21 protein-coding genes are annotated in these 22,663 nt (G+C 36.6%); 11 read left to right on the plus strand and 10 right to left on the minus strand.

What is annotated here, in order from left to right; genetic code table 11:
* Positions 1 to 3: 3 nt before the first annotated feature.
* From HX124_RS00595 to HX124_RS00610, 4 genes are all read right to left on the minus strand, one after another.
* Positions 4 to 948 (minus strand): TniB family NTP-binding protein, encoded by a 945-nt coding sequence (locus tag HX124_RS00595; protein WP_286381630.1) that lies wholly within the window; start codon positions 946 to 948, stop codon positions 4 to 6.
* Positions 935 to 2,815, minus strand: coding sequence for a TnsB C-terminal domain-containing protein (locus HX124_RS00600; protein WP_286381631.1), 1,881 nt, complete (start codon positions 2,813 to 2,815; stop codon positions 935 to 937). Before HX124_RS00600 ends, HX124_RS00595 begins: the two co-directional genes overlap by 14 nt.
* A gap of 1 nt (position 2,816) precedes the next feature.
* Entirely contained in the window at positions 2,817 to 3,521 is a 705-nt protein-coding gene (locus HX124_RS00605; RefSeq protein WP_286381632.1) for a TnsA endonuclease N-terminal domain-containing protein, read from the minus strand.
* 241 nt (positions 3,522 to 3,762) lie between these two features.
* On the minus strand, positions 3,763 to 4,029 hold the full coding sequence (locus HX124_RS00610) for a hypothetical protein (RefSeq protein ID WP_004891668.1): 267 nt from the start codon (positions 4,027 to 4,029) through the stop codon (positions 3,763 to 3,765).
* A 135-nt stretch (positions 4,030 to 4,164) separates the two neighbouring features.
* Between HX124_RS00610 and HX124_RS00615 the strand changes: the two genes are divergently transcribed.
* Entirely contained in the window at positions 4,165 to 5,034 is an 870-nt protein-coding gene (locus tag HX124_RS00615; protein ID WP_286381939.1) for a hypothetical protein, read from the plus strand.
* A 55-nt stretch (positions 5,035 to 5,089) separates the two neighbouring features.
* On the opposite strand, the gene HX124_RS00620 is transcribed toward HX124_RS00615, so the two are convergent.
* Positions 5,090 to 5,332 (minus strand): transposase, encoded by a 243-nt coding sequence (locus HX124_RS00620; protein WP_286381633.1) that lies wholly within the window; start codon positions 5,330 to 5,332, stop codon positions 5,090 to 5,092.
* A 118-nt stretch (positions 5,333 to 5,450) separates the two neighbouring features.
* Between HX124_RS00620 and HX124_RS00625 the strand changes: the two genes are divergently transcribed.
* The 3 genes from HX124_RS00625 (at position 5,451) to HX124_RS00635 (ending at position 8,553) form a co-directional block, all read left to right on the plus strand.
* Complete coding sequence (locus HX124_RS00625) at positions 5,451 to 5,687, plus strand: helix-turn-helix domain-containing protein (RefSeq protein WP_286381634.1); 237 nt, start codon at positions 5,451 to 5,453, stop codon at positions 5,685 to 5,687.
* An 81-nt stretch (positions 5,688 to 5,768) separates the two neighbouring features.
* On the plus strand, positions 5,769 to 7,691 hold the full coding sequence (locus HX124_RS00630) for an AbiJ-related protein (RefSeq protein WP_286381635.1): 1,923 nt from the start codon (positions 5,769 to 5,771) through the stop codon (positions 7,689 to 7,691).
* A complete protein-coding gene (locus HX124_RS00635; protein ID WP_286381636.1) occupies positions 7,684 to 8,553 on the plus strand; it encodes an HNH endonuclease in 870 nt (289 codons plus the stop codon). Before HX124_RS00630 ends, HX124_RS00635 begins: the two co-directional genes overlap by 8 nt.
* A gap of 151 nt (positions 8,554 to 8,704) precedes the next feature.
* Here the strand turns inward: HX124_RS00635 and HX124_RS00640 are convergent, their stop codons facing one another.
* The 4 genes from HX124_RS00640 to HX124_RS00655 all read right to left on the minus strand — a co-directional run bounded on the left by HX124_RS00640 (position 8,705) and on the right by HX124_RS00655 (position 13,595).
* A complete protein-coding gene (locus HX124_RS00640) occupies positions 8,705 to 9,988 on the minus strand; it encodes a ribonucleotide-diphosphate reductase subunit beta (protein WP_107009489.1) in 1,284 nt (427 codons plus the stop codon).
* Between the two features lie 142 nt (positions 9,989 to 10,130).
* Entirely contained in the window at positions 10,131 to 10,262 is a 132-nt protein-coding gene (locus HX124_RS00645; RefSeq protein ID WP_107009488.1) for a preprotein translocase subunit YajC, read from the minus strand.
* A gap of 29 nt (positions 10,263 to 10,291) precedes the next feature.
* Positions 10,292 to 10,612, minus strand: a complete 321-nt coding sequence (locus HX124_RS00650) for a hypothetical protein (protein ID WP_286381637.1) — start codon at positions 10,610 to 10,612, stop codon at positions 10,292 to 10,294.
* A gap of 106 nt (positions 10,613 to 10,718) precedes the next feature.
* Positions 10,719 to 13,595 (minus strand): ribonucleoside-diphosphate reductase subunit alpha, encoded by a 2,877-nt coding sequence (locus HX124_RS00655; protein WP_286381638.1) that lies wholly within the window; start codon positions 13,593 to 13,595, stop codon positions 10,719 to 10,721.
* 555 nt (positions 13,596 to 14,150) lie between these two features.
* On the opposite strand from HX124_RS00655, the gene bfmR reads away from it, so the two are divergent.
* Both bfmR and bfmS read left to right on the plus strand, forming a co-directional pair.
* The gene (gene bfmR / locus HX124_RS00660) at positions 14,151 to 14,867 is read left to right on the plus strand and encodes a response regulator transcription factor BfmR (RefSeq protein ID WP_035267251.1); all 717 of its coding nucleotides are present in this window, start codon (positions 14,151 to 14,153) and stop codon (positions 14,865 to 14,867) included.
* 46 nt (positions 14,868 to 14,913) lie between these two features.
* Positions 14,914 to 16,539 carry a sensor histidine kinase BfmS gene (gene bfmS, locus HX124_RS00665; protein WP_286376321.1) on the plus strand — a complete coding sequence of 542 codons (1,626 nt, stop codon included), beginning with the start codon at positions 14,914 to 14,916 and terminating at the stop codon, positions 16,537 to 16,539.
* A 65-nt stretch (positions 16,540 to 16,604) separates the two neighbouring features.
* Here the strand turns inward: bfmS and HX124_RS00670 are convergent, their stop codons facing one another.
* A complete protein-coding gene (locus HX124_RS00670; RefSeq protein ID WP_286376320.1) occupies positions 16,605 to 16,961 on the minus strand; it encodes a hypothetical protein in 357 nt (118 codons plus the stop codon).
* A 735-nt stretch (positions 16,962 to 17,696) separates the two neighbouring features.
* On the opposite strand from HX124_RS00670, the gene ndhC reads away from it, so the two are divergent.
* The 5 genes from ndhC to nuoF all read left to right on the plus strand — a co-directional run bounded on the left by ndhC (position 17,697) and on the right by nuoF (position 22,653).
* The gene (ndhC, locus tag HX124_RS00675) at positions 17,697 to 18,245 is read left to right on the plus strand and encodes an NADH-quinone oxidoreductase subunit A (RefSeq protein ID WP_107009483.1); all 549 of its coding nucleotides are present in this window, start codon (positions 17,697 to 17,699) and stop codon (positions 18,243 to 18,245) included.
* Between the two features lie 7 nt (positions 18,246 to 18,252).
* Positions 18,253 to 18,930, plus strand: coding sequence for a NuoB/complex I 20 kDa subunit family protein (locus HX124_RS00680; RefSeq protein ID WP_004827935.1), 678 nt, complete (start codon positions 18,253 to 18,255; stop codon positions 18,928 to 18,930).
* An 86-nt stretch (positions 18,931 to 19,016) separates the two neighbouring features.
* Positions 19,017 to 20,804 (plus strand): NADH-quinone oxidoreductase subunit C/D, encoded by a 1,788-nt coding sequence (gene nuoC, locus HX124_RS00685; protein WP_286381639.1) that lies wholly within the window; start codon positions 19,017 to 19,019, stop codon positions 20,802 to 20,804.
* A gap of 14 nt (positions 20,805 to 20,818) precedes the next feature.
* Entirely contained in the window at positions 20,819 to 21,328 is a 510-nt protein-coding gene (gene nuoE, locus HX124_RS00690) for an NADH-quinone oxidoreductase subunit NuoE (protein WP_286381640.1), read from the plus strand.
* Complete coding sequence (gene nuoF, locus HX124_RS00695; RefSeq protein WP_107009480.1) at positions 21,325 to 22,653, plus strand: NADH-quinone oxidoreductase subunit NuoF; 1,329 nt, start codon at positions 21,325 to 21,327, stop codon at positions 22,651 to 22,653. Before nuoE ends, nuoF begins: the two co-directional genes overlap by 4 nt.
* Positions 22,654 to 22,663: the final 10 nt, after the last annotated feature.

Consider the following 22,663-nt stretch of genomic DNA (forward strand, 5'->3'; position numbering starts at 1 on the left):
TATTTATTTCATGAGTGATATGATTTGAGAAATATTCATTTCGAATGGATTTTTACTTTGTTTGCTAATGTATAGTGTGATACCTAGCTTCCAGGCATAACTAAAATCATTAGAATTAACGACTTGCCTTCCATCGCTTAAAGCATGCGTAATACTTTCTCTAATCAGACTCATGATGTATGAGTGATAACCTTTCGTTGCCAATTGAATTTGCATGCTTACAAGTTGGCTATCTAGTGCTGGCGAGAAGGTGATATTCTGTTTATTAAGTGTTCTTGAAACTTCAGCGAGAAAGGCAAGCATACTCCCACCTTGTATGGGATCAACAGTTAATGGGTTTAACTGGTAAATGAATGGGAATCTACGTGCAATTTGGCTATCAATTTGAAGTAGTGGGACGAACTCTGGTAAACCAACCAAGCAAAAACTGATCCCAGTTCTATTCACTAAAGTTTTAATCCAATTCCCCGTAGTCCGATTCATTCTCGTCGATGTAGGTTTACGCTCAAATAAATGGTGGAACTCATCTAAAAATATGAGCTTAGTTTCGCATTGAGCAAGTAAATGAATAAGCCTACTTGTTAGATATTCAGTTGTTCCATATCCATTTTCACAAGTAACATCTCCCAGTTCTTTAAGCATCATTATGGCCAATGACTTTACAGTAGCTGGTGAGGGGACTTCGACATAACATACTGGAATAATAGATTTTTTATAATCCTTTTCTGTTTTTTCTGAACGTGGCATCAAACTTAAGATTGTTTTGCACAACGTTGTTTTTCCTAATCCACCTTCTGCGAGCAACATACTTCCAACTGGTTCACTATAGGAAATGCTTCTGTTGACACAATCTTGGATACCTGTAAAAGCTGCCATAAATTCATTTGAAGTAATGACGATATTGTTAATAGATCGAATTTTATCGAATCGATTATCAAATTTTTCCATGTTTAAATACCTCCAAAGAACCAAATTTCTCAATTGGAGTAGGTATATTTATAGGCGATACAGACTGTTCAGAAAGATCCTTTTCTTTAGAAAAAAGTTGTTCTTCAACTTTTTTTAATTGTTTGGGAAGTTCTAAAGTAAGGGGCTTTAATCTCGGTTTATGTTTAATAAGATTGTTTTGTATCTCGTGCATAAGTTTATACAGGTGGTATAAGTCCGACATTGGACCAATCCTCTGTTTGTCGGATCGAGTTTGGGCTTTCTTTAGCTTTTGCACTTCAAGATGTGTTACGCGTGACAAGCCAAATGTATAATTTTGATTGGTTGAGTCTGCTTGAATAACCACATCTTTATTATTAGGGTCTACAACATAAACTTCATTTAAATTTAAATCATCAATTAGTACAGTAACGGTTTTTATGCCTTGTGCTTGTAAAGTAGTAAGTGAATGAGAAAAATAACTAATGCCATCTACTCGGACTTGACCGTGATTAATACTTCTTTCAATAGGCCTGCGACATAAAATTTTTGCATCTATATCAGTGAGAAAACTGGGGCGAATATCATCAATTGCATCTTGCCACATAATAATTGGAGAGCGGCCAGTCGTATGGTGAATAGATTTGTGATAGACATCGTGGATCCATGTATCTATATATTGTTTCAATTGTTCTAAAGTTAGTTGAGCAATTTTATTGGAGTTATAACTTCCTCTATCTATCGGATTTGAAAAAGTTGTGCCAGGTAGCTTTTGAAGGATCCCATGAGTGAGTGTGCTAAAAAAGCGTTCAATATGAGGTTTGTTATTTGGAGTACCGACTTGAGATGGAGTTAAAGTAATTTTCAGCTGTTCGCAGACTCGCGCAAGTGAATTATTTTTAAATTCAATTCCATTATCAGGAATGATAATACTCGGAATACCTCCTGGTAATTTATGATTCGGCCGAGTAACCATGTTCTTAATTGTTTCTAAAGTAGTTGCAGCGCTAGGTGGATACATATTGATATATGTACCTACAATTGCTCTTGAATAAACATCAATTGCACAAGCAAGAAATGGTCGTCCTAAAGCAACTTTATTCTTTGGGTCGACTATAATAATATCGAGATAATGTGTATCAATTTCGACCATATAAAGAGCAAAAGGGCTAATAATACTTTTGCCGGCAGCTTGAAAAGTTTTCTTCGCTATACGAGATCCTTTCTTTATTTTTAATTTAATATAAGGGTCTAGTTTTTTGATGTGTCGTTGGATACTCCTCAGTGTTGGTAACTGTTCCAATGAGATCCCTTGCTCTATGAATCGACCAAGCATATAGGCTTGTACGTCTTTACCAGTTCTATATTCAGGTTTCAAATAGACTTCATTAATTGCTTGATTCAGAATTTGGTAGACTTCAGGTGGGAATCTTAAGTGATGATTGCCTATATATTTATCTTGTAAACAGAGCTTGTTCTGCGAAAAATTTTTATATTTAGTAATCCATCTTGCGACAGTACGGCAGGAAGGAGGGGTAGGATCTTTAATTTCAGTGGAGATATGCTCTATTAATTTTGATAAATGTTGAGGGCTCGTAGGGGATTTTAGAGTTTGAAGAGCACTTATAACATAACGTTCTTTACGGTGTATTTCTGAATTGTGTTTAGGATTGATCATCAGCTTATCAGGTGAAAATACACATAGAATTTCACCTTCTTTGTAGCGGTTTTCAAACTCATTCGGAGTAATTGAAAATGACTTTCCACCAGCAATGGCTGCATATCGTATATCATTATAGGTTACAGAACCGATTTCAAAAATATAGTCAGGATGTTCTTTAAAATAAAAACGAAAACCTGGTTGTGGGGTTAAAAGAACATTGTCCATGTCAATAGGCCTCACTGATTTCTTGTTTGACTGGGCTAATTGTTATTCTTTGATGAAAAAATAAATAATCAGCTAGTTCTTGCTTGAGGCCTATTGATTCAAGTGTTTTATAGGCTTGATTTGAGTTTTCAAATTCATTGAGTTTTAACAGGTCTAAAGCATAATTGATTTCGAAAGTACTCCAGCTGAATCGATGTCCTCTCTGATACCAGTAAAGCAGTTGAGATATTTCTGTTTCACTTGGTAAGTTTGAGTGATCTATTAGCTTAAAAGTAATATCCATTGAGTGGAGTAGTTCAGAAAGTATCGCAAAGCGATTTAAGTCATCTATTGATAATGATGCTATGGATGGTTTGACTTCATGAACCTCATAAGCACCTTCTTTTGTTTGAACCAAGAAATCTGGAAAACAATACTGTTCATTGGCTAGCAAGATTTTTAATGCTTGTGAGCGATAATTTAAGATGTTGGGATCTTGTTCTAATGAGATTGCATGAGCGAGTTCAAGTCGGCTTTCTAAGGGTATTGCTCCGCAACATTTTTCACTCGGGAAAAGTGAAGTTCGACGACCAAAAGCACCTTGGTAGATTTTGCGTTGTCCATGAGGTGTGGCTGCTACATTTGCAGTTGATTCAAAAGCTATCCTGATTTGTTCTAGGATACCTGTTTGAATATCAGTTTTTAAAAATACGGTTCGATAAGGCATATCTGTTCATCCAGAAGTAATCCTATTCTCAATAGATTTTTGAGAATGAGCTAATCTGTACTATTACTATTGAATAGCACTCACTTGACTGGTGACGATATAGAGAAGATACTATGATTCTCAGGTCTTTATATTCTTCTATATAAAGTCACAAACGGATCCTTTTAAGGGTCCGTTTTTTTATTGATTTTTTTTCTAACTTTTCATAATCACTCCAAGGTCATTTTCGATTATTGAGAATTTAATGGTTATCTTGAGAATCTAAAATAGCATTCCTTTGATTTGCCAGCCATGTAGCAACATCCTTTACTAAGGCATATTTGCCACGCCGATTGGGGATACTAAAAACAGGAACTGGGACTGTTTTACGCGTTAAAGCTTGTCGAAAGGCTTCCGTGGATTTGTAGCCTAAAGCGATTCGTAGTGCATCATCTGTCATTAGCGGGCCGTAACGATCGAATAACTCTTTTTCTATTGTAGTTGCATCGACTATGGGATGGATTTCCATTGAGTTCCTGGTAGTAACCTGTCTCAACAAAAGCTTATACTTGAGACTATATCTGTACAAGTTGAATAAATCACTAAACTTTTTCCGGAAATATTTTTTTAAACAATTGATATTTAAGGATTTTGTTTGAATTTTATGGGTTATGTTTTGCAAAACGAAAATATTGGAAAAGTTAGAATTAATAAAAGGGATGTAATCGATCAAATACGGGTTGCACTATGGTATTCGCGCATAAAACTTGGTTTAGATGCGCAACTACCATCTGAAATAGCAAAAATAATTGAGCCTGATAAAATTAGAGTAGTGAATGGGGGGGTAACTGATAATGATCGGAAGTGGAGAAACTATAAGAATGGTTTAAATGTTCCTCATCCAAAACTTATAGATAAAGCTGAAGCAGCCGTACAAGGTAGTTCGTTAATAATTAATCATGTGCTTTGGCAAGCCATGAAAAATTCAATAAATTTAGATTTACTTTTAAAAGACGGCATTGGAAAACTGTCGTGGGAAGTTCAAAGGATACTCTATAAACCCAATAAATATAATTGTGATAGGAAGTTAGTTAAAAGTTTATCTCCTAGAAAACTGATACAGCTGGAACGATTAGCTAGCTTAGATGCTTTAGCTGCATTGGTAATTTTTTATCGAATGGGAGTCGAGGACAATAGTAGCATTGTTGATATCAGTCGAGCTATTTATCGAACCTTACTTATTATTTGCATGAAAAAACCATATTCACATTTTAGTGAAAGTTTAATTTTATTGATGCATTCCCAAGTATTTTCTTTAGTGGACCCTAAGGAATCAATATTTAGCGATTGCCTCAAAGAAGGTTTTCTAGTGGATCTACAAATATTAATGAGTCAATTTTCCAAGATGGACAGTGAAAAATTGGTAACTAATACTTGGAAAAAAGACGTTAGGATTTCATCCGATTTTTTGGAAAAGGTCAGGTTTCATAATCTCTTTAAAGAATCGACTATTATGACAGTGGATGCTATCTAAGATACTTTTAATGTAAAATATCTTCGTAGACATTCGATATTTGGGGGAGAACGCCTTACATTTTCAGGCGTTTAGATAATCTTTCTTCAGCATACATTTGTTTGAGAGCCAAATTTTCTTGTTCTAATTTATCTAAGCGAATCAGAATTTGCTCATTGATATCTATATAGTTTGCTTTCCAACGATAGAAAGTAGCAACACTGATTTTGTACTCTTCGCAGATCTGCTCAACACTTACACCTGCTAAATTCTTTTTAACAATGCTGTTGATTTTAGCTATAGAAAATTTTTGCTTCACAGTGAATTCCTAGACTATCGTTCAATGATTATCCAAAAGAAAAAATTCAGTAAACAGATAGAGTTAAATTAAAAATATCCTATTTTGGGATATTTTTAATTGTAACTGATATTGAGCCATGCGCTCAATACACGATCCTAGGTATCAAGACCTAATTAAAAAACTTATAGAACTTCGTGAGTCAAAAAATGTGACTCAGGTGGAGCTTGCACGTCGTTTGGAAAAGCCACAGTCTTATGTATCTAAAGTAGAAATATTAGAAAGAAGACTTGATGTTATTGAAATGGGAGATTGGCTCAATGCTTTAAATGTTGAAATTGGGGAATTTGTGAATCAAATAAAATTATATATTTAAAATTAGAAAATCTTGCAAGTTTAAATTTCTTGAAATTTATATTAGTTATTGAAATAATGTAAAAAAATTTATTGATTAGTTATGAAGAATTTTCAATTAAAACGAAATCTAAAATTAGAAATCTTAAGGCTACTTGCAAAGCACGAAATTAAGATTTTTAAAAAAATTGAACCTATAGTTTTTTTTGATGAAATTTTAGACCTAAAAAATTTACCTTCAACTGATTCACGTTATAAGGATGCAAGAGGGGATCTAATACAGCACTATATTAATAATAATGATTGGGAATTAGATTATATTTTTTTGGAAAGATTTAACTTTATTGATTCTGATGATATTTTTATTGGATTGCTCAATAAGATAATTTCACCTGAGGTAAATGAGAATGATGATGATATAAAATTTTTTTATCATACATTAAATCCAATTTTAAAAAATGATTTAATTGAGTATCGTTTAAAAGGTATTGATGATAATGGTTTATCAATATTTGAAATTGATGAATTAGATGAAGATAACAAATTTAAAGATTTAGTTGATAATAAAATTCCTTTTATTTTTAGTAATACTATACATGACCATAATTCATATTTTTTGCTAAGTCCGACTACCTGGGATGATTATGGTAATAAGAATGAGTTTTTTCTCTATTATTTTTCTAATAATATGAGGAAAGATATAGGTAAGTTGAAAATTATTTCAAAGCAATCTAAAAGTACAACAAAAGAAATAGTAGAAAAATTTTATACTTTAAGTAATGAATATTGTTCATTGGGACAGAATTTTGATTTTTATAGGAATATGAAAAATATATTCCAGCAAAATTATTTATCCATTTTGAAAGGGTTAAATGATATTGCATTTTTTCCTCAAATATGCGAAGAGTTTGAAAATTTTAGCGATTTTAAAAGTAGTCTTATAAGGTTTGATGAGCAAGAACAGCTCTTAAGACAGGCAAGATACCGTATAGATAATTATGATTTAAGTAATTTATATTCTTTTGAATACAATTTTAAGCCTATGTATTCAGATGATGAAGGATTGAGAATTGCATTTAACTTTAATGATAGTTCAATTCTTCCTAATAGGATATATGCACTTATAGGAAATAATGGAGTTGGGAAAACGCAACTGGTTTCAAAATTACCATTTGATATAGCAAAAGGTAATTTTGAATTATTTACTCCTAAGTTACCTCTTTTTAGTAAAGTGATAGCAGTTTCGTATAGTGTATTTGATAAATTTGTAATACCTGAAAGTTCATCTAAAATTAATTATATTTATTGCGGATTAAGACATTCAAAAGAGAGTTCTGAGTCTATTCTCTCAGAAAGCGAACTAAATGCTAGATTCTTTTTATCAATAGTTAAAGTTCAGAAAAATAAAAGATTTAGTAGTTGGATTGAAATTGTAAAAAATTTTTTTCCAAAAGAGTTAGTTGATGTTTGGATTGAATGGGATTCGACGGTATTTGAGGAAAAGTTAAATATAGTAGAAATTAATAAGTCATTAAAAATATTTAGTTCTGGGCAAGCTATATTTTTATATATTCTTACTGAGATTTTGGCTAATATAAGATATGACTCATTAATAATATTTGATGAGCCAGAAACACATTTGCATCCTAATGCAATTTCTCAATTAATAAATAGTATTCATCTTTTAGTAAAAAAATTTCAATCTTTTTGTATTATAGCTACACATTCACCTATTATTGTTCAAGGTATATTATCGAAAAATGTATATGTCATAAGAAATGAAAACAATATATTAAATGCTAAACATCCAGCAATTGAAACTTTTGGTGAAAATTTAACAAAAATAACGGAAGATATTTTTGGGTCAAGAGAGACTGATTCACAGTTTAAAAAAGAATTGGAAATATTAATAAAAAAAGGATATTCATTTGAACAAATTTTAGAACTTTTACGAGAAAATAATATACCGCTTAGCTTGAATCTTACAGTTCTTTTGAAAAGTATGGTGTCGAACTCATATGATTAATTTGAATTCATATAATGGTGACAGTATTTCTTTTTTACAGGAAGTTGTTAATTCAAAAAAAAGAGGAAAAGGAGAGCAATTCCCTTTTTATAAAGATCGTATTACATTATTATTTCCAGTCTTAAAAAGTGCATATCATGTATATGATACTGCTTTTACTTGTAATAGTTTGCTTTATTTGGTGCCGTTACCTTCTATTAATGCCAATCAGAAAGATGATTTATTAAAACTCTATAAATATGGTTCGAAACCTTTTATAAAGTTAAAAAATGCAATAATTTCTCTGCCAAATGATTATGAGCTAAACACTTGCCAATACTGTACAATTAATGATGTTAATACTCTAGATCATATTGTTCCGAAGGAAAGCTTTCCAGAGTTTGTTGTGCATCCCAAGAACTTAATACCAGTTTGTTCTGAATGTAATAGCTATAAATCAAATAAGTGGATAAAGGATGGTAATTTTGAATTTATAAATCTATATCTTCATAAGTTACCATATCAACAGTTTTTGCATGTTGAATTGAAATATGTCAACAATACTTTTGCGGTTAAGTATTGTCTTAAAAACACTAATAATATAGATGCTATTTTATTTAATATAATTAAAAATCACTATGATAATCTTAAGTTGTTAAACAGATTTCAAGGAAAGGCTAATCAAATTATTTCTGAATTTGAAAATACAATACGTGGTAGTTTAATTAAATTAAGTCTGAAAGACTCTTTGGAGTGTGCAAAAGCTACAATTATTTATGAGCAATCAAGATTAGGTATGAATCACTATGAGAATGTTCTTAAATTAACTTTATGTGATAGTTTGGCATTCATGGAGTATTGTCGAGATAAAGGTTATAAGTGATTTTAATAAAATAAATTATATTTAATAATTTTAATCAAAAAAATAGAGCCCTAAGAGGCTCTATTTTTTTGACAAACCATGTGTCGTCTTATGACAAACCATGTGTCGTTTTTGACAAACCTTGTGTCGCATGACGACAAGGTGTTAGACCTTACCAGCTTAATGCACCGCCAGTCTGATAATCAGTCACACGTGTCTCGAAGAAATTCTTCTCTTTACGTAAGTCCATCATTTCAGACATCCATTGGAATGGGTTATTCACACCAACAAATTGTTCAGGTAAACCAAGTTGACTTAAACGACGGTTACAGATGAATTTTAGATATTCTTCCATCATCGCAGCATTCATACCTAATACGCCGCGTGGCATGGTGTCACGTGCATATTCAATTTCCAGCATTGTACCTTCAAGAATCATTTGAATCACTTCTTCTTGGAACTCTGCTGTCCATAAGTTTGGATTTTCAATCTTGATTTGGTTAATCATGTCGATACCAAAGTTCAAGTGCATAGACTCATCACGTAAAATGTATTGGAATTGCTCAGCAACACCATTCATTTTGTTACGACGACCCATAGACAAGATTTGACTGAAACCACAGTAGAAGAAGATCCCTTCAAGTACGCAGTAGAATGCGATCAAGTTACGCAGTAAGATTTGATCGTTTTCAGGTGTGCCTGTTTGAAATGTAGGATCGCTAAGAGATTGAGTGTATTTCAAGCCCCAAGCTGCTTTACGTGCAACAGAAGGAATCTCGCGGTACATGTTGAAGACTTCACCTTCATCCATGCCCAAGGATTCGATACAGTACTGGTATGCATGTGTATGGATTGCTTCTTCAAAAGACTGACGCAAAATGTACTGACGGCACTCAGGGTTGGTAATGTGGCGGTAAATTGCCAATACCAAATTGTTTGCAACCAATGAATCTGCGGTAGAAAAGAAACCTAAAGAACGCATGACAATAGTACGCTCATCTTCAGTCAAGCCATTTTCAGACTTCCAAAGTGCAATGTCTTGCGTCATGTTGACTTCTTGTGGCATCCAATGGTTTGCACAACCATCAAGATATTTTTGCCAAGCCCACTCGTATTTGAATGGTACAAGTTGGTTCAAGTCAGCACGACAGTTGATCATGGCTTTGTCGTCAACCTGTACACGTTGTGCGCCCATTTCAAGCTCTTGTAAGCCTGGTGCAACATCTAAATTTTCTAGAGCGTTAGATGCTTTTGCCAATGGATCGGCTGAATTTGTTGTTCCTGCTGAATAGGTTCGAGCGGGTTGTGTAGCTGCCAAATTCGACGATGCGTGCTGTGCATCAGATACCACTTGCGAATCAGTCGCTTTCTTCGGTTCGACGGGCGCAGGCTGGTGAGCTTGTGCAGCTTGTTTCGGTTCATCATCTTCGAAATCGTCCCAACTTAGGATAGACATGTTTGTTCTCTCTTCGTTGCTTTATATCTGTTATGGACATCTCACAAGCGAAGATGTCACTACTATACGCTCATTATGTGTAAGCAAAATTAAGTTTCGCTGATGAATGTATTCAAATTGTTCATTTGAATGCAGGTCAACACTACTTATTTTGCTTACGCTTTTGTTGTCTGCGGATTGCAAAGAATGCATAAACAGCAGGGATATAAAAAATTAAAAAGGCTAAGATCAGTGCAATTGCGCCTAACTCATAGTCATGACTTAAATGGAACATTTCTTAGCCTCTTATCTATTAATAATTCCTCACATCAAGAAATTATTTATTAAAGTAGTCACTGCGAATTGATCACTGATAAATTGAAATAAAATTGGAGTAACAATAAACCATCCAAATTTAGTGATCAATTTTATAAGAAGATCAAACAGTTTCTTCTTTATTTGTTCATTAGGGAAAACTAATTCTCCCAATTGGACTAAATATGTATATAGCATTTCGAAAAGTCTTTGGATTTGAATCCAATACAGAGAAAGAATTTCGAATTTCTCCATACGACTTTTGTGTTTAGCTTTTTCTTTTTTGGTGAGCTTGAGCTTTTGACCAAAGACATCGTTCTTCTTCTTCATAAATCCTCGATATAGAAAACTTATGCTACATGCAGCCCATGTTTGAAGATTTATCAGGTAGGGCTACAGGGGTAGCCTTTATTCTGATGTTGATACCTTTAATTAATTACTGACAAGCTTCGCAATCTGGATTGTCGATTGAACATGCTTGTGGTACTGGAGCTGCGTTTGCAAAACCTTCTTCTTCAATAGCTTCAGATTTTTTAGCTTCTACAACAGGCGCTGCGGCAGGAGTAGGAGCTGCAACGGTTGTTGGTTTAACGGCATTTAGTGCACCAGTGTTAATAGTCGATTTCTCTGCAGAAGTCGCACCTAATGCACGGAGGTAATACGTCGTTTTAAGACCACGTAACCATGCCATTTTGTACGTCATATCGAGTTTCTTACCATTTGCACCAGCGATGTAAAGGTTAAGAGACTGCGCTTGATCGATCCATTTTTGACGGCGTGATGCAGCATCAACAATCCAACGTGGCTCAACTTCGAATGCAGTGGCAAAGATTGCTTTTAATTCCTCAGGAATACGTGCAATTTTTTGTACTGAACCTTCGAAATGTTTCAGATCATTGACCATTACAGAATCCCAAAGACCACGATCTTTTAACGCACGTACTAGGTACGGGTTAATTACTGTGAATTCACCAGAAAGGTTAGATTTCACATAAAGATTTTGGAAAGTAGGCTCGATAGACTGAGAAACACCACAGATGTTTGAAATGGTTGCGGTCGGTGCAATCGCCATCACGTTTGAGTTACGCATACCGTCTTTTTGAACTTTGGCACGTAAAGTGTCCCAGTCCAAACGTTGAGTGCGGTCAACTTCAAACATACCTTCAGGGCGTGTTTGAGCAACAAGGTTCAGTGAGTCGATTGGCAAGATGCCTTGATCCCATAATGAACCTTTAAATGTTTCGTAAGTACCACGTTCAACAGCCAAGTTACTTGATGTTTCAATCGCGTAGTAGCTGATCACTTCCATAGATTCATCAGCAAACTCTACAGCTGCTTCTGAACCATATGCAAGATTCATTTCATAAAGCGCATCTTGGAAGCCCATGATACCCATACCGACTGGGCGGTGTTTCATGTTTGAATTTTGCGCTTGTGGGACAGCATAGTAGTTGATGTCGATCACGTTATCGAGCATACGTACAGCAGTTTTAATCGTACGTGCTAATTTTTCACGATCTAAAGAACCACCTTGAACGTGTTGTACAAGGTTGATCGAACCTAAGTTACATACCGCGATTTCATCTTTATTGGTATTTAAAGTGATTTCAGTACATAAGTTAGAAGAGTGCACTACGCCAACGTGTTGTTGTGGTGAACGTAAATTACATACGTCTTTGAATGTGATCCAAGGGTGACCAGTTTCAAACAACATCGACAACATTTTGCGCCATAAGTCTTTCGCACGGATTTTCTTATGTAGCATGTTTTGTTCTTTGGCAATGCCTTCGTAGTACGCATAACGTTCAGCGAATTCTGCACCAGTCAAATCATGAAGATCAGGGGTTTCTGATGGCGTGAATAAAGTCCATTCTGCATCTTCAAATACACGTTGCATGAACAAATCTGGAACCCAGTTCGCTGTGTTCATGTCATGGGTACGACGACGGTCATCACCTGTGTTTTTACGAAGCTCTAGGAATTCTTCAATGTCTAAGTGCCAAGTTTCAAGGTATGCACACACTGCACCTTTACGTTTACCACCTTGGTTTACGGCAACCGCAGTATCGTTGGCAACTTTAAGGAAAGGTACTACACCTTGAGATTTACCATTAGTCCCTTTGATGTACGAGTTCAAGGCGCGAACTGGAGTCCAGTCATTACCTAAACCACCTGCCCATTTAGAAAGTAGGGCATTGTCACGCATCGCACCATAGATGTCATAAAGGTCATCTTGGATCGTGGTTAAGTAGCAGCTTGATAACTGTGGACGTAATGTACCAGAGTTAAATAATGTCGGAGTTGAAGCCATGTAGTCGAAGCTAGACAATAAGTCATAGAACTCGATTGCACGATCTTCTTTATTTGCTTCGTTTAGTGCAAGACCCATCGACACACGCATAAAGAACAATTGCGGAAGTTCAAAGCGTACTTCATTAGAATGGATAAAATAACGGTCAAATAAAGTTTGCAGACCTAAATATGTAAACTGGTTTGAACGTTCAGGTTTGATGGCAGCAGCTAATTTTGCAAGATCAAAATTTAATAGATCTGCAGATAAAAGCTCAAGTTCAATCCCTTTCTTCAAATAAGTTTCAAGCGCATCACCTTCATGGGTATCTGCTGCTAAACCTAAAAATTTAAGACCTGTTGCAACTAAGTTGTTACGCAATAAACGTGCAGTCACATACGTATAATTTGGTTCTTGTTCAATACGTGTACGTGTTGCCATCATCATTGTCGTTGAGATGTCGGACTCTTTTACACCGTTATATAGGTTTTTAACTGTTTCATCGACAATGGCTTGAACATTAATACCTTCTAAGCCTTCACTTGCTGTTTCAATCGTGGCATGTAGGCTGCTCAAATCTAGAGGCTGAAGCTGACCATTCGCATCTGTGATTTGTAAAGTTGGATGATGATGAGCATTGGTTTGTTTGCGTGCTTCTGAACGTTGCTCACGATAAATTACATATGAACGAGCAACTTTTTGCTCACCTGTACGCATAAGTGCCAATTCAACTTGGTCTTGAATTTCTTCAATATGAATGGTACCGCCAGAAGGTAAACGACGATTAAAAGTATTTAATACCATTTCCGTTAATTGTGTAATGCGGTCATGAATACGGCTTGAATCGGCACTTTGTTGACCCTCAACAGCCAAGAAAGCTTTGCCAATTGCTACAGAAATTTTTTCTGCATCAAACGGGGCAACATCACCAGTGCGTTTAATCACTTGAAGTTGACCAGGGGTAGTAATGGCGTTCATTGTCAGCGTAGCTCCATTGTCATCATTGTTATGTTTATGGACCATTTGAATCAGATAAAATACGATCAATATTTATCTTGATATTTGAGGACTAAACACAATACTTAGTGGTTTAATTTAAATTAGGGCACAAGATACGGTAAAATTTAGGGGAGATCAATATTGACATTTCGATAATTTTTTTTTCTCAAAGCAGTAAAAAAAAATGCAAAATTTTTGACGGCTTGAGGTATTTTTATATATGTCTTATTAGACAAGGGTATAGCATAGCAAACTCTGAGCAAGGTGCTTATAGATAACCTTGTGGATAACTAAAAACAGTCAGTTTAATGAGACAGAATGTGAACAATGAAATTTTTTGTATAAAAAATATTCTTAAGAATAAGGAAAATGGCAATGAATAATAAAAAATAAGTATTTATTAAGGAAAACTATCTACAATTCAATAGTTAATAAAAATATAACAAATTGATACGCTCATGTATCAGTTTGGTGAATAGGGTCTTGTTTACAATGTAAACGTGTGTATATTGCAAAACATAGTGTGTTGAATCTGCGAGATTTGTATGCAGAGATTAGGTTAAATAAAGGGGCATATGTATGAGCCAAGAAGAAAAGTTACCAAAAATTTTAATTGTTGAAGATGACGAGCGTTTAGCGCGTTTAACTCAAGAATATTTAATTCGAAATGGACTTGAAGTTGGGGTAGAACCAGACGGAAATCGTGCAATTCGTCGTATCATTGCTGAACAACCAGATATGGTTGTGTTGGATGTGATGCTACCAGGTGCAGATGGATTAACCGTTTGTCGAGAAGTTCGTCCACATTATCATCAACCAATTTTGATGCTTACAGCACGTACTGAAGATATGGATCAGGTGCTAGGCTTAGAAATGGGGGCAGATGACTATGTTGCTAAACCTGTTCAACCACGCGTTTTACTGGCGCGTATTCGTGCGTTATTACGTCGCACAGACAAAACACCAGAAGATGAAGTGGCGCAACGCATCGAATTTGATGATCTTGTGATCGATAATGGTGGACGTTCTGTGACTTTAAATGGTGAATTGGTTGATTTTACCAGTGCGGAATATGACCTATTGTGGTTGCTCGCTTCAAATGCTGGACGAATTTTGTCACGTGAAGATATTTTTGAACGTCTGCGTGGGATTGAGTATGATGGTCAAGATCGCTCAATTGATGTGCGCATTTCACGTATTCGTCCAAAAATTGGTGATGATCCTGAAAATCCAAAGCGTATTAAAACAGTGCGTAGTAAAGGTTACCTATTTGTTAAAGAAACAAATGGAATGTAACCCTATTTTCTGTTTAAGAACATAGTCCTACCATAAGGTTGTTTTCGTGTCCAAACACAGTATATTCCTGCGTATTTATGCAGGATTGGTTATTCTTGTTGTCTTAGTTGCATTATTTGGTTATTTGTTAGTGCAAATTATCAACTATCAACGTGCACAAGAGTATCGTGAGTCACTCACAGATGGGATTTCTTATGTCATCAGTGAAGGTGTGGCACGTCAACAAACGGAACAGCAAAAAGCAGATTGGATTTCGGATGCTTCTGATTTATTAGAACTACCGATTCATTATGTAGATGCGAGTAAAGTTGAGCTATCAAGAACAGAAACAAAACGGATAGAAAATCAAAAAGCTGTGGTTCGTTATGATGCGGAGCACAGCATTGCTTATCTTGTTTTGGGTATTCGTGATGATCCCAAACATTATTTGTATATTAAAGTCGGCGTCCCAAATGACCGACAAATGCGCGCTTTACCTGTCTTTATTATGGATTATTTGGTTTATTATCCAGGACAAGAGCAAGAATATCTTAAAAAAATCCAAGAACATTTTTCCTATCCGATTGGAATTGAAAATGTATCCTCATTAAATTTAGATCCTGAACAATTAGGGCGTTTGCGTTCTGACCAAACAGTAACTTTGTGGCGCGATGGTGCAACAGAGCGCGGCACAACAATTTCTATAGTATCGCCATTGCCTAATTCTGTGAGTGATGTCTTGGTGATTGGTCCTGTACCTATGTTTAATTGGATGCCAGTTAAACTTGCAGCAGGAATCACTTTGCTCAGCATGTTCTTATTATGTTTGGGGGTTTATGGCTTAATTGTCCCTATGCAACGTAAGTTAAAGTTGGTTAATGATGCTTTAGATGTTATGAAGACTGGTGATATGTCACATCGTGTTCCAGTAGAAGGGCATGATGAATTGGCAAGTTTAGCAACCAGTTATAATAGTATGTCTGATCATATTCAGCGTTTAATTGAAGCACAGCGCGAACTGATGCGCGCAGTTTCACATGAGTTAAGAACACCTGTTGCTCGCATCCGTTTTGGTATGGAAATGTTGGCAGATGAAGACGACTATGACTATCGCTTACAACAAGTAGAAATGATTGATAAAGATATTGAGGCGTTAAACACCTTAATTGATGAAATCATGACATATGCAAAATTGGAACAAGGCACACCCTCTTTAGATTTCGAAAAAATAATTTTGGTTGATTTACTTGATCAGGTTGCCGTAGAAACCGAAGCATTAAAAACTCAAAAAGAAATATATTTGAGTCCTTTATCTCATGATGTAGTGGTTGAAGCTGAGCGTCGATATTTACATCGTGTTGTACAAAACTTAGTGGGTAATGCAATTCGCTACTGTGATGATCGTGTCAATATTAGTGGTGGAGTTGACCTTGTTACTAACATGGCATATATCTGTGTTGAGGATGATGGTCCAGGAATACCAGAAGAAGATCGTAAACGAATATTTGAAGCATTTGCACGTTTAGATGATAGCCGTACTCGTGCATCTGGTGGTTATGGCTTAGGTTTATCTATTGTCAGTCGTATTGCGTTTTGGTTTGGTGGAACGATTGAGGTAGATCAAAGCCCAGAATTAGGTGGAGCACGTTTTAAAATGTCATGGCCTGCTCAAGTAAAACGTAAAACAAAATAAGTAAAATGATAAAAAGCATCAATATTGATGCTTTTTATTTATCGTATTTTTGATCATGATACAATTTATTGGTGTAGTGTTGCATCAGGAGCAATAATCGCTTTGCCTTCACGTAGAGAATTTAAAGCATCTGTATTAAAATCAATAAGTAAGCTATTTTGTTCTGCATCAATATGATATTTACTGATAATTTTCTGATCCCCATTTAACGTATCAATAGTATATTCATCAGCAATGTTTAAGATTCCATCAAGATTGGTCGTGGTTGAAGCAAGATCTTGGCGAAATAGCTCATAAATATCACGTAAATCGAAAATGGCATTATTCGCATCAGGATGTTTTGTGACATATCCCTCAATATGACGAATCAATAATTGAGCAAAAAGAAAATAATTTGGTTTGTGGGTAAAGTTTATGCTCATGGGTTGTACTCCTTATTATTATTTTCTAGCATACACAGAACAACTTAATGAATTGTATAAAGTTTATTAAAGGTTGTTATCAAATTGAAATTGGTAAAATAATTTACTTTTCATCAAAGAAAAAAGATTTTTGTAGAAAAATAATACATAAGGTAGGTGAGAAGTAGGCAAAAGCTTTAAATGGAAATTTAAGCGTTGAGTAGTTAGAGTTGTAATAATTTTTCTTGATAATTTGGGTCTTTATTTGTGTTTTTATTTTTATTAAATGATATTAATTATCATATTTAGATAATATTTCATAAAATTTATTGTTGTGAAAATAAACTTTTTGAAGAATGTAACAAAATATTAAATTTATTTTTTATCCTGAAATATTTTATAAAATGAGCATAAATTTATGAAATAAGACCTATTATTTGTTATTTTTAAATAAAAATCTAATTTTAAGTAAATGATTTAATATGAAAAAACAAAGATTTTATTATTGTATTCGAAAAAAATTATTATTTTTCGGTTTTTAATCACTTTATGCGATTTGTAACACTCAGATTGCTTTAAATATATGTCAATAGCTAAAAAAGATTAAAAAATCATCCGAAAGACTTAGAGGGATGAACTAGCAACTGATGACAGCAATCGGGTACAATTACGCAGATTTATTTTGTGTTTGGTGTATTTACAAGGCCAATACATACATTCTTTGTTAATAATAGGCCTGCCAGGAGTTATCCCCGCATGAGTGCCATTACTCCATACGATTGGGCAATCATCGCCTTCGTGATCGGCGTTACATTTCTATGTGTCTTTATGCTTACTGTTCCTTTGCTCCTTGGGGGTAAATCATGGGGACGTGCAAAGCAAGAGCAATTTGAATCAGGTGTGGTAGGTGCTGGTGGTGCACGTATCCGCTTATCTGCAAAATTCTATTTGGTTGCAATTTTCTTTGTCGTGTTCGACTTAGAAGCACTTTATCTATATGCATGGGCAACTTCTGTTCGTGAAGTAGGTTGGGTTGGTTTTGCAGCCGCTGCTGTATTTATTTTAGTTTTGCTTGTTGGTTTGGTTTATGAACTTTCAACAGGTGCGTTGAACTGGGCGCCTTCAGATCGTCGTAAAGCAGCAGGTATCAAACCTAAAGTAGGTTCACCAAATATGGATCTTGCAGAAATTACCCGCTTCAATTCTATTGAGGAGTTGGTGATGGACCCTACAGGAACAATTCCAGCTCAATCATCAGGTCGTGTGAAAGATAAAACACCGACTATGTCACTGAACAAGGAGTAACTCGGGAATGAAATATACCTTAACCCGTGCGAATCCAGAAGCTGAGCAATATCCACTTCAAGATCGTCAAATTGTGACTGATCCACTTGAAGAAGAAGTGAATAAAAATGTATTCATGACTCGTTTAGAGGATGTATTGCATACAGCTGTGAACTGGGGTCGTAAAAACTCATTATGGCCTTTTAACTTTGGTACATCTTGCTGTTACGTTGAATATGCAACAACTTTAACAGGTGTGCATGATTTGTCACGTTTCGGTGCTGAGGTTATTCGTGCTTCACCTCGTCAGGCAGACTTGATGATCGTTGCAGGAACTTGCTTTGTGAAAATGGCGCCTGTTATTCAGCGCTTATATGAGCAAATGCTTGAGCCGAAATGGGTCATTTCAATGGGTGCTTGTGCTAACTCTGGTGGTATGTACGACATTTATTCAGTTGTACAGGGTGTGGATAAAATCATTCCTGTTGACGTTTATGTCCCTGGTTGTCCTCCACGTCCAGAAGCATTAATCCAAGCATTAATGTTGTTACAAGACCAAATTCAATTAGAGCGTCGTCCGCTTTCTGCGGTGATTGGTGATGATCTTCAGCCTGTATATAAGCCAAAGATGATGCCAGAACGTGATCGTAAGAATGCTGAACGTATTGCAGTGAAAAACTTACGCTCTATGGATGAAATTGAGTAATTTTTTCTGATGAATATTTGACATGCCTGAAGGGCATGGTCGTCAGGAAATTTCACAGAATTTGTATTAAATAGGAAGCCAAGCCAATGGCTGAAACTGAAATTGCTATGCCAGAGTCAACACCTGTTGATTCACGCCCAGCATTTGCGATTGTAGAAGATCTCAAAACCAAGTTTGGTGAGAACTTTTACGTGCAACCGACCTTTGAAGATTTTCCAACGGTCTGGGTTGAGCGCGCACGTGTACAAGAAGTTTTGATGTACTTGCGTACAGTATCACGTCCTTATGTGATGCTGTTCGACTTGTCTGCAGTAGATGAGCGTTTACGTACCCATCGTGATGGTTTACCTGATTCTGACTTCACTGTGTTTTATCACTTGCTTTCTTTAGAGCGTAATAGTGATATTCGTATCAAAGTTGCGTTGAATGAGAATGATATTAACATTCCAACAGCAACCAATATTTGGCCAAATGCCAACTGGTACGAGCGTGAAGCTTACGATATGTTCGGGATCAACTTCGAAGGGCATCCGATGCTTCGTCGTATTTTGTTACCAACCTATTGGGAAGGTCATCCGTTACGTAAAGAATATTCTGCACGTGCAACGGAATACACACCGTATATGCAAGACAAAGCAAAACAAGATTTCGAACAAGAACATCTTCGCTTTGTACCAGAAGATTGGGGGTTAACGCGCGGTAACGCAGACGAAGACTTCATGTTCCTAAACTTAGGTCCTAACCATCCATCTGCACACGGTGCGTTCCGTGTGATTTTGCAGTTGGACGGTGAAGAAGTCAAAGACTGTGTGCCTGATATCGGTTATCACCACCGTGGTGTGGAAAAGATGGCTGAGCGTCAGACCTGGCATTCATTCATTCCGTATACTGACCGTGTTGACTACCTGGGTGGTTGTGCGCAAAACATGCCTTATGTGATGGGTGTGGAGCAAATGGCAGGAATTACTGTTCCTGATCGTGCGCAATGTATCCGTGTGATGATGTCTGAACTGTTCCGGATCAATAACCACTTGTTGTATATCGGTACTGCGATTCAGGATGCGGGTGGTATGACCCCTGTATTCTATATGTTCGCGGACCGTCAAAAAATCTATGACGCAATTGAAGCGATCACAGGTTTCCGTATGCACCCAGCATGGTTCCGTATCGGTGGTACAGCACATGACCTTCCAAACAACTGGCAAAAACTGATTCGTGAAATTCTCGAATGGATGCCAAAACGTTTGAAGGAATATCATACTGCGGCATTGAAAAACTCTGTGTTTATTGGTCGTACCCGTAATGTTGCTCAGTATGATGCAAAATCTGCATTGGCTTGGGGCGTAACAGGTACTGGTCTACGTGCAACAGGGATTGATTTTGACGTTCGTAAATATCGTCCATACAGTGGCTACGAAAACTATGATTTCGAAGTGCCATTAGAGTATGAAGGCGATGCTTATGCACGTGTAATGGTTCACTATCGTGAAATCGAAGAATCATTAAAAATCGTGAAGCAATGTTTAGATAATATGCCATCTGGTCCGTATAAAGCAGATCATCCATTGGCAGTTCCACCACCAAAAGATAAGACTTTACAAGATATTGAAACTTTGATTACGCACTTCTTGAGCGTGTCATGGGGTCCTGTAATGCCAGCAGGCGAAGCGTCTGTAATGGCGGAAGTGGTAAAAGGTGCGTCTAACTACTATCTGACTTCTGATAAGTCAACCATGAGTTATCGTACCCGTATTCGTACACCAACCTTCACGCATTTACAGCAAATACCTTCCGTGATTAACGGCAGTCTTGTATCTGACTTGATCATTTATTTAGCGACGATTGATGTCGTTATGGCTGACGTGGATCGCTAAGGGGTAAACGCATTATGATGATTTTGACTGATAAAAAGCCACGTGTGAATGTTGAAGGGATTTTGACTGCGGAAGAAATCCATGAAATTCAACATCACATTGAACATTATCCATACCCACGTGCAGCATGTTTAGATGCGTTAAAACACGTACAACGCCGTAATGGTTGGGTTGATGATGCGCAAATGAATGCGATTGCTCAAATGTTGAGTATGAGCCTTGCTGACCTTGAAGGTGTAGCAACATTCTATAACCGTATTTACCGTCAACCTGTGGGTCGTCACGTAATTTTGTTATGTGATTCGATTGCATGTTTCTTGATGGGTGCGGAAACTTTGGCAGAAGCATTTCAACGTGAATTAGGCATTCAATATGGTCAAACGACTGCTGATGGTCGTTTTACTTTATTGCCAATTTGCTGCTTAGGAAATTGCGACAAAGGTCCTACCTTGATGATTGATGAAGATACTCACGGCTTAGTTGAAGTGACATCAATTAAACAGTTATTGGAGAAGTATGTATGAATACTGAACCAAAACCAATTTATGGCGACGGTAACCCTGAAACTCACCCATTAACATGGCGTTTGAGTAAGCAGGAATTTGTTCGTAGTGCAGATGATTACGAAGCGCTTGAAGGTTATGCAGGCTTTAAAAAAGCATTGGGCATGAAACCCGCTGAAGTACTTGATGTGATTAAGGCTGCGACTGTAAAAGGTCGTGGTGGTGCAGGTTTCCCAGCAGGGATTAAATGGTCATTGATGGCGCCAAATGATGGTGGTCCTCGTTACCTGATCTGTAATGCCGATGAAATGGAACCAGGGACATTCAAAGACCGTTTGTTGATGGAAGATCTTCCACATCAATTGATCGAAGGGATGCTCATTGCAGGTTATACGCTTGAAGCAACTCAAGGTTATATCTTCATTCGTGGTGAATATATCGAAGCTGCGCAATACTTAAATGAAGCTTTAGAACAAATTCGTGCTAAAGGTTATTTGGGTGATAACATCCTAGATTCAGGATGGAGCTTTGATTTACATGTGCATACTGGTGCAGGGCGTTATATTTGTGGTGAAGAAACTGCATTGATTAACTCGCTTGAAGGTCGCCGTGCTAACCCGCGTACCAAACCACCATTCCCACAGGTTGCAGGGGCTTGGGGTCGTCCTACGATTGTTAATAACGTAGAGACCTATAACAACTTGCCAGCGATTATGTTGCGTGGTCCTGAGTGGTATATCGGCTTATCTGCAGGTAAATCCAAAGACCCAGGTACCAAAATTTATGGTGCTTCAGGTAAAGTGAAATTCCCAGGTTTATGGGAGCTTCCATTTGGTACCACTGCACGTGAAGTGATTGAAGATCATGCCGGTGGTATGCGTGATGGCTTAACGCTTAAAGCATGGTTACCAGGAGGTGCATCAACTGACTTCCTTGCTGCTGAACATATTGACTTGCCAATGGATGCAGAAAGCATCATGAAAGCAGGCTCACGTTTAGGTACTTGCTTGTTGATGGTTGTTGATGAAACTCAGTGTATGGTTTCAGCTACACGTAACCTTGAAGAATTCTTTGCACGTGAATCATGTGGTTTCTGTACCCCTTGCCGTGATGGCTTGCCGTGGGCAGTTAAAGCGCTTAAAGCTCTGGAAGATGGTACAGGTAAACAAGAGGATATCGATCACTTACAAGAATTGACTCGTAAGTTGTGGATCGGTAAGACCTTCTGTGCCCACGCACCAGGTGCGATGGAGCCACTCATGGGTGCACTCAAACATTTCCGTGGTGAATTTGAAGCAAAAGTCGTAAATGCGGCTGCTCAAACTCGCAACGTAGAACAAGCTTAAGGAATTCGAC

The organism is Acinetobacter sp. 226-1, assembly GCF_030329325.1.
In the GTDB taxonomy this organism is placed as follows: Bacteria; Pseudomonadota; Gammaproteobacteria; order Pseudomonadales; family Moraxellaceae; genus Acinetobacter; species Acinetobacter sichuanensis.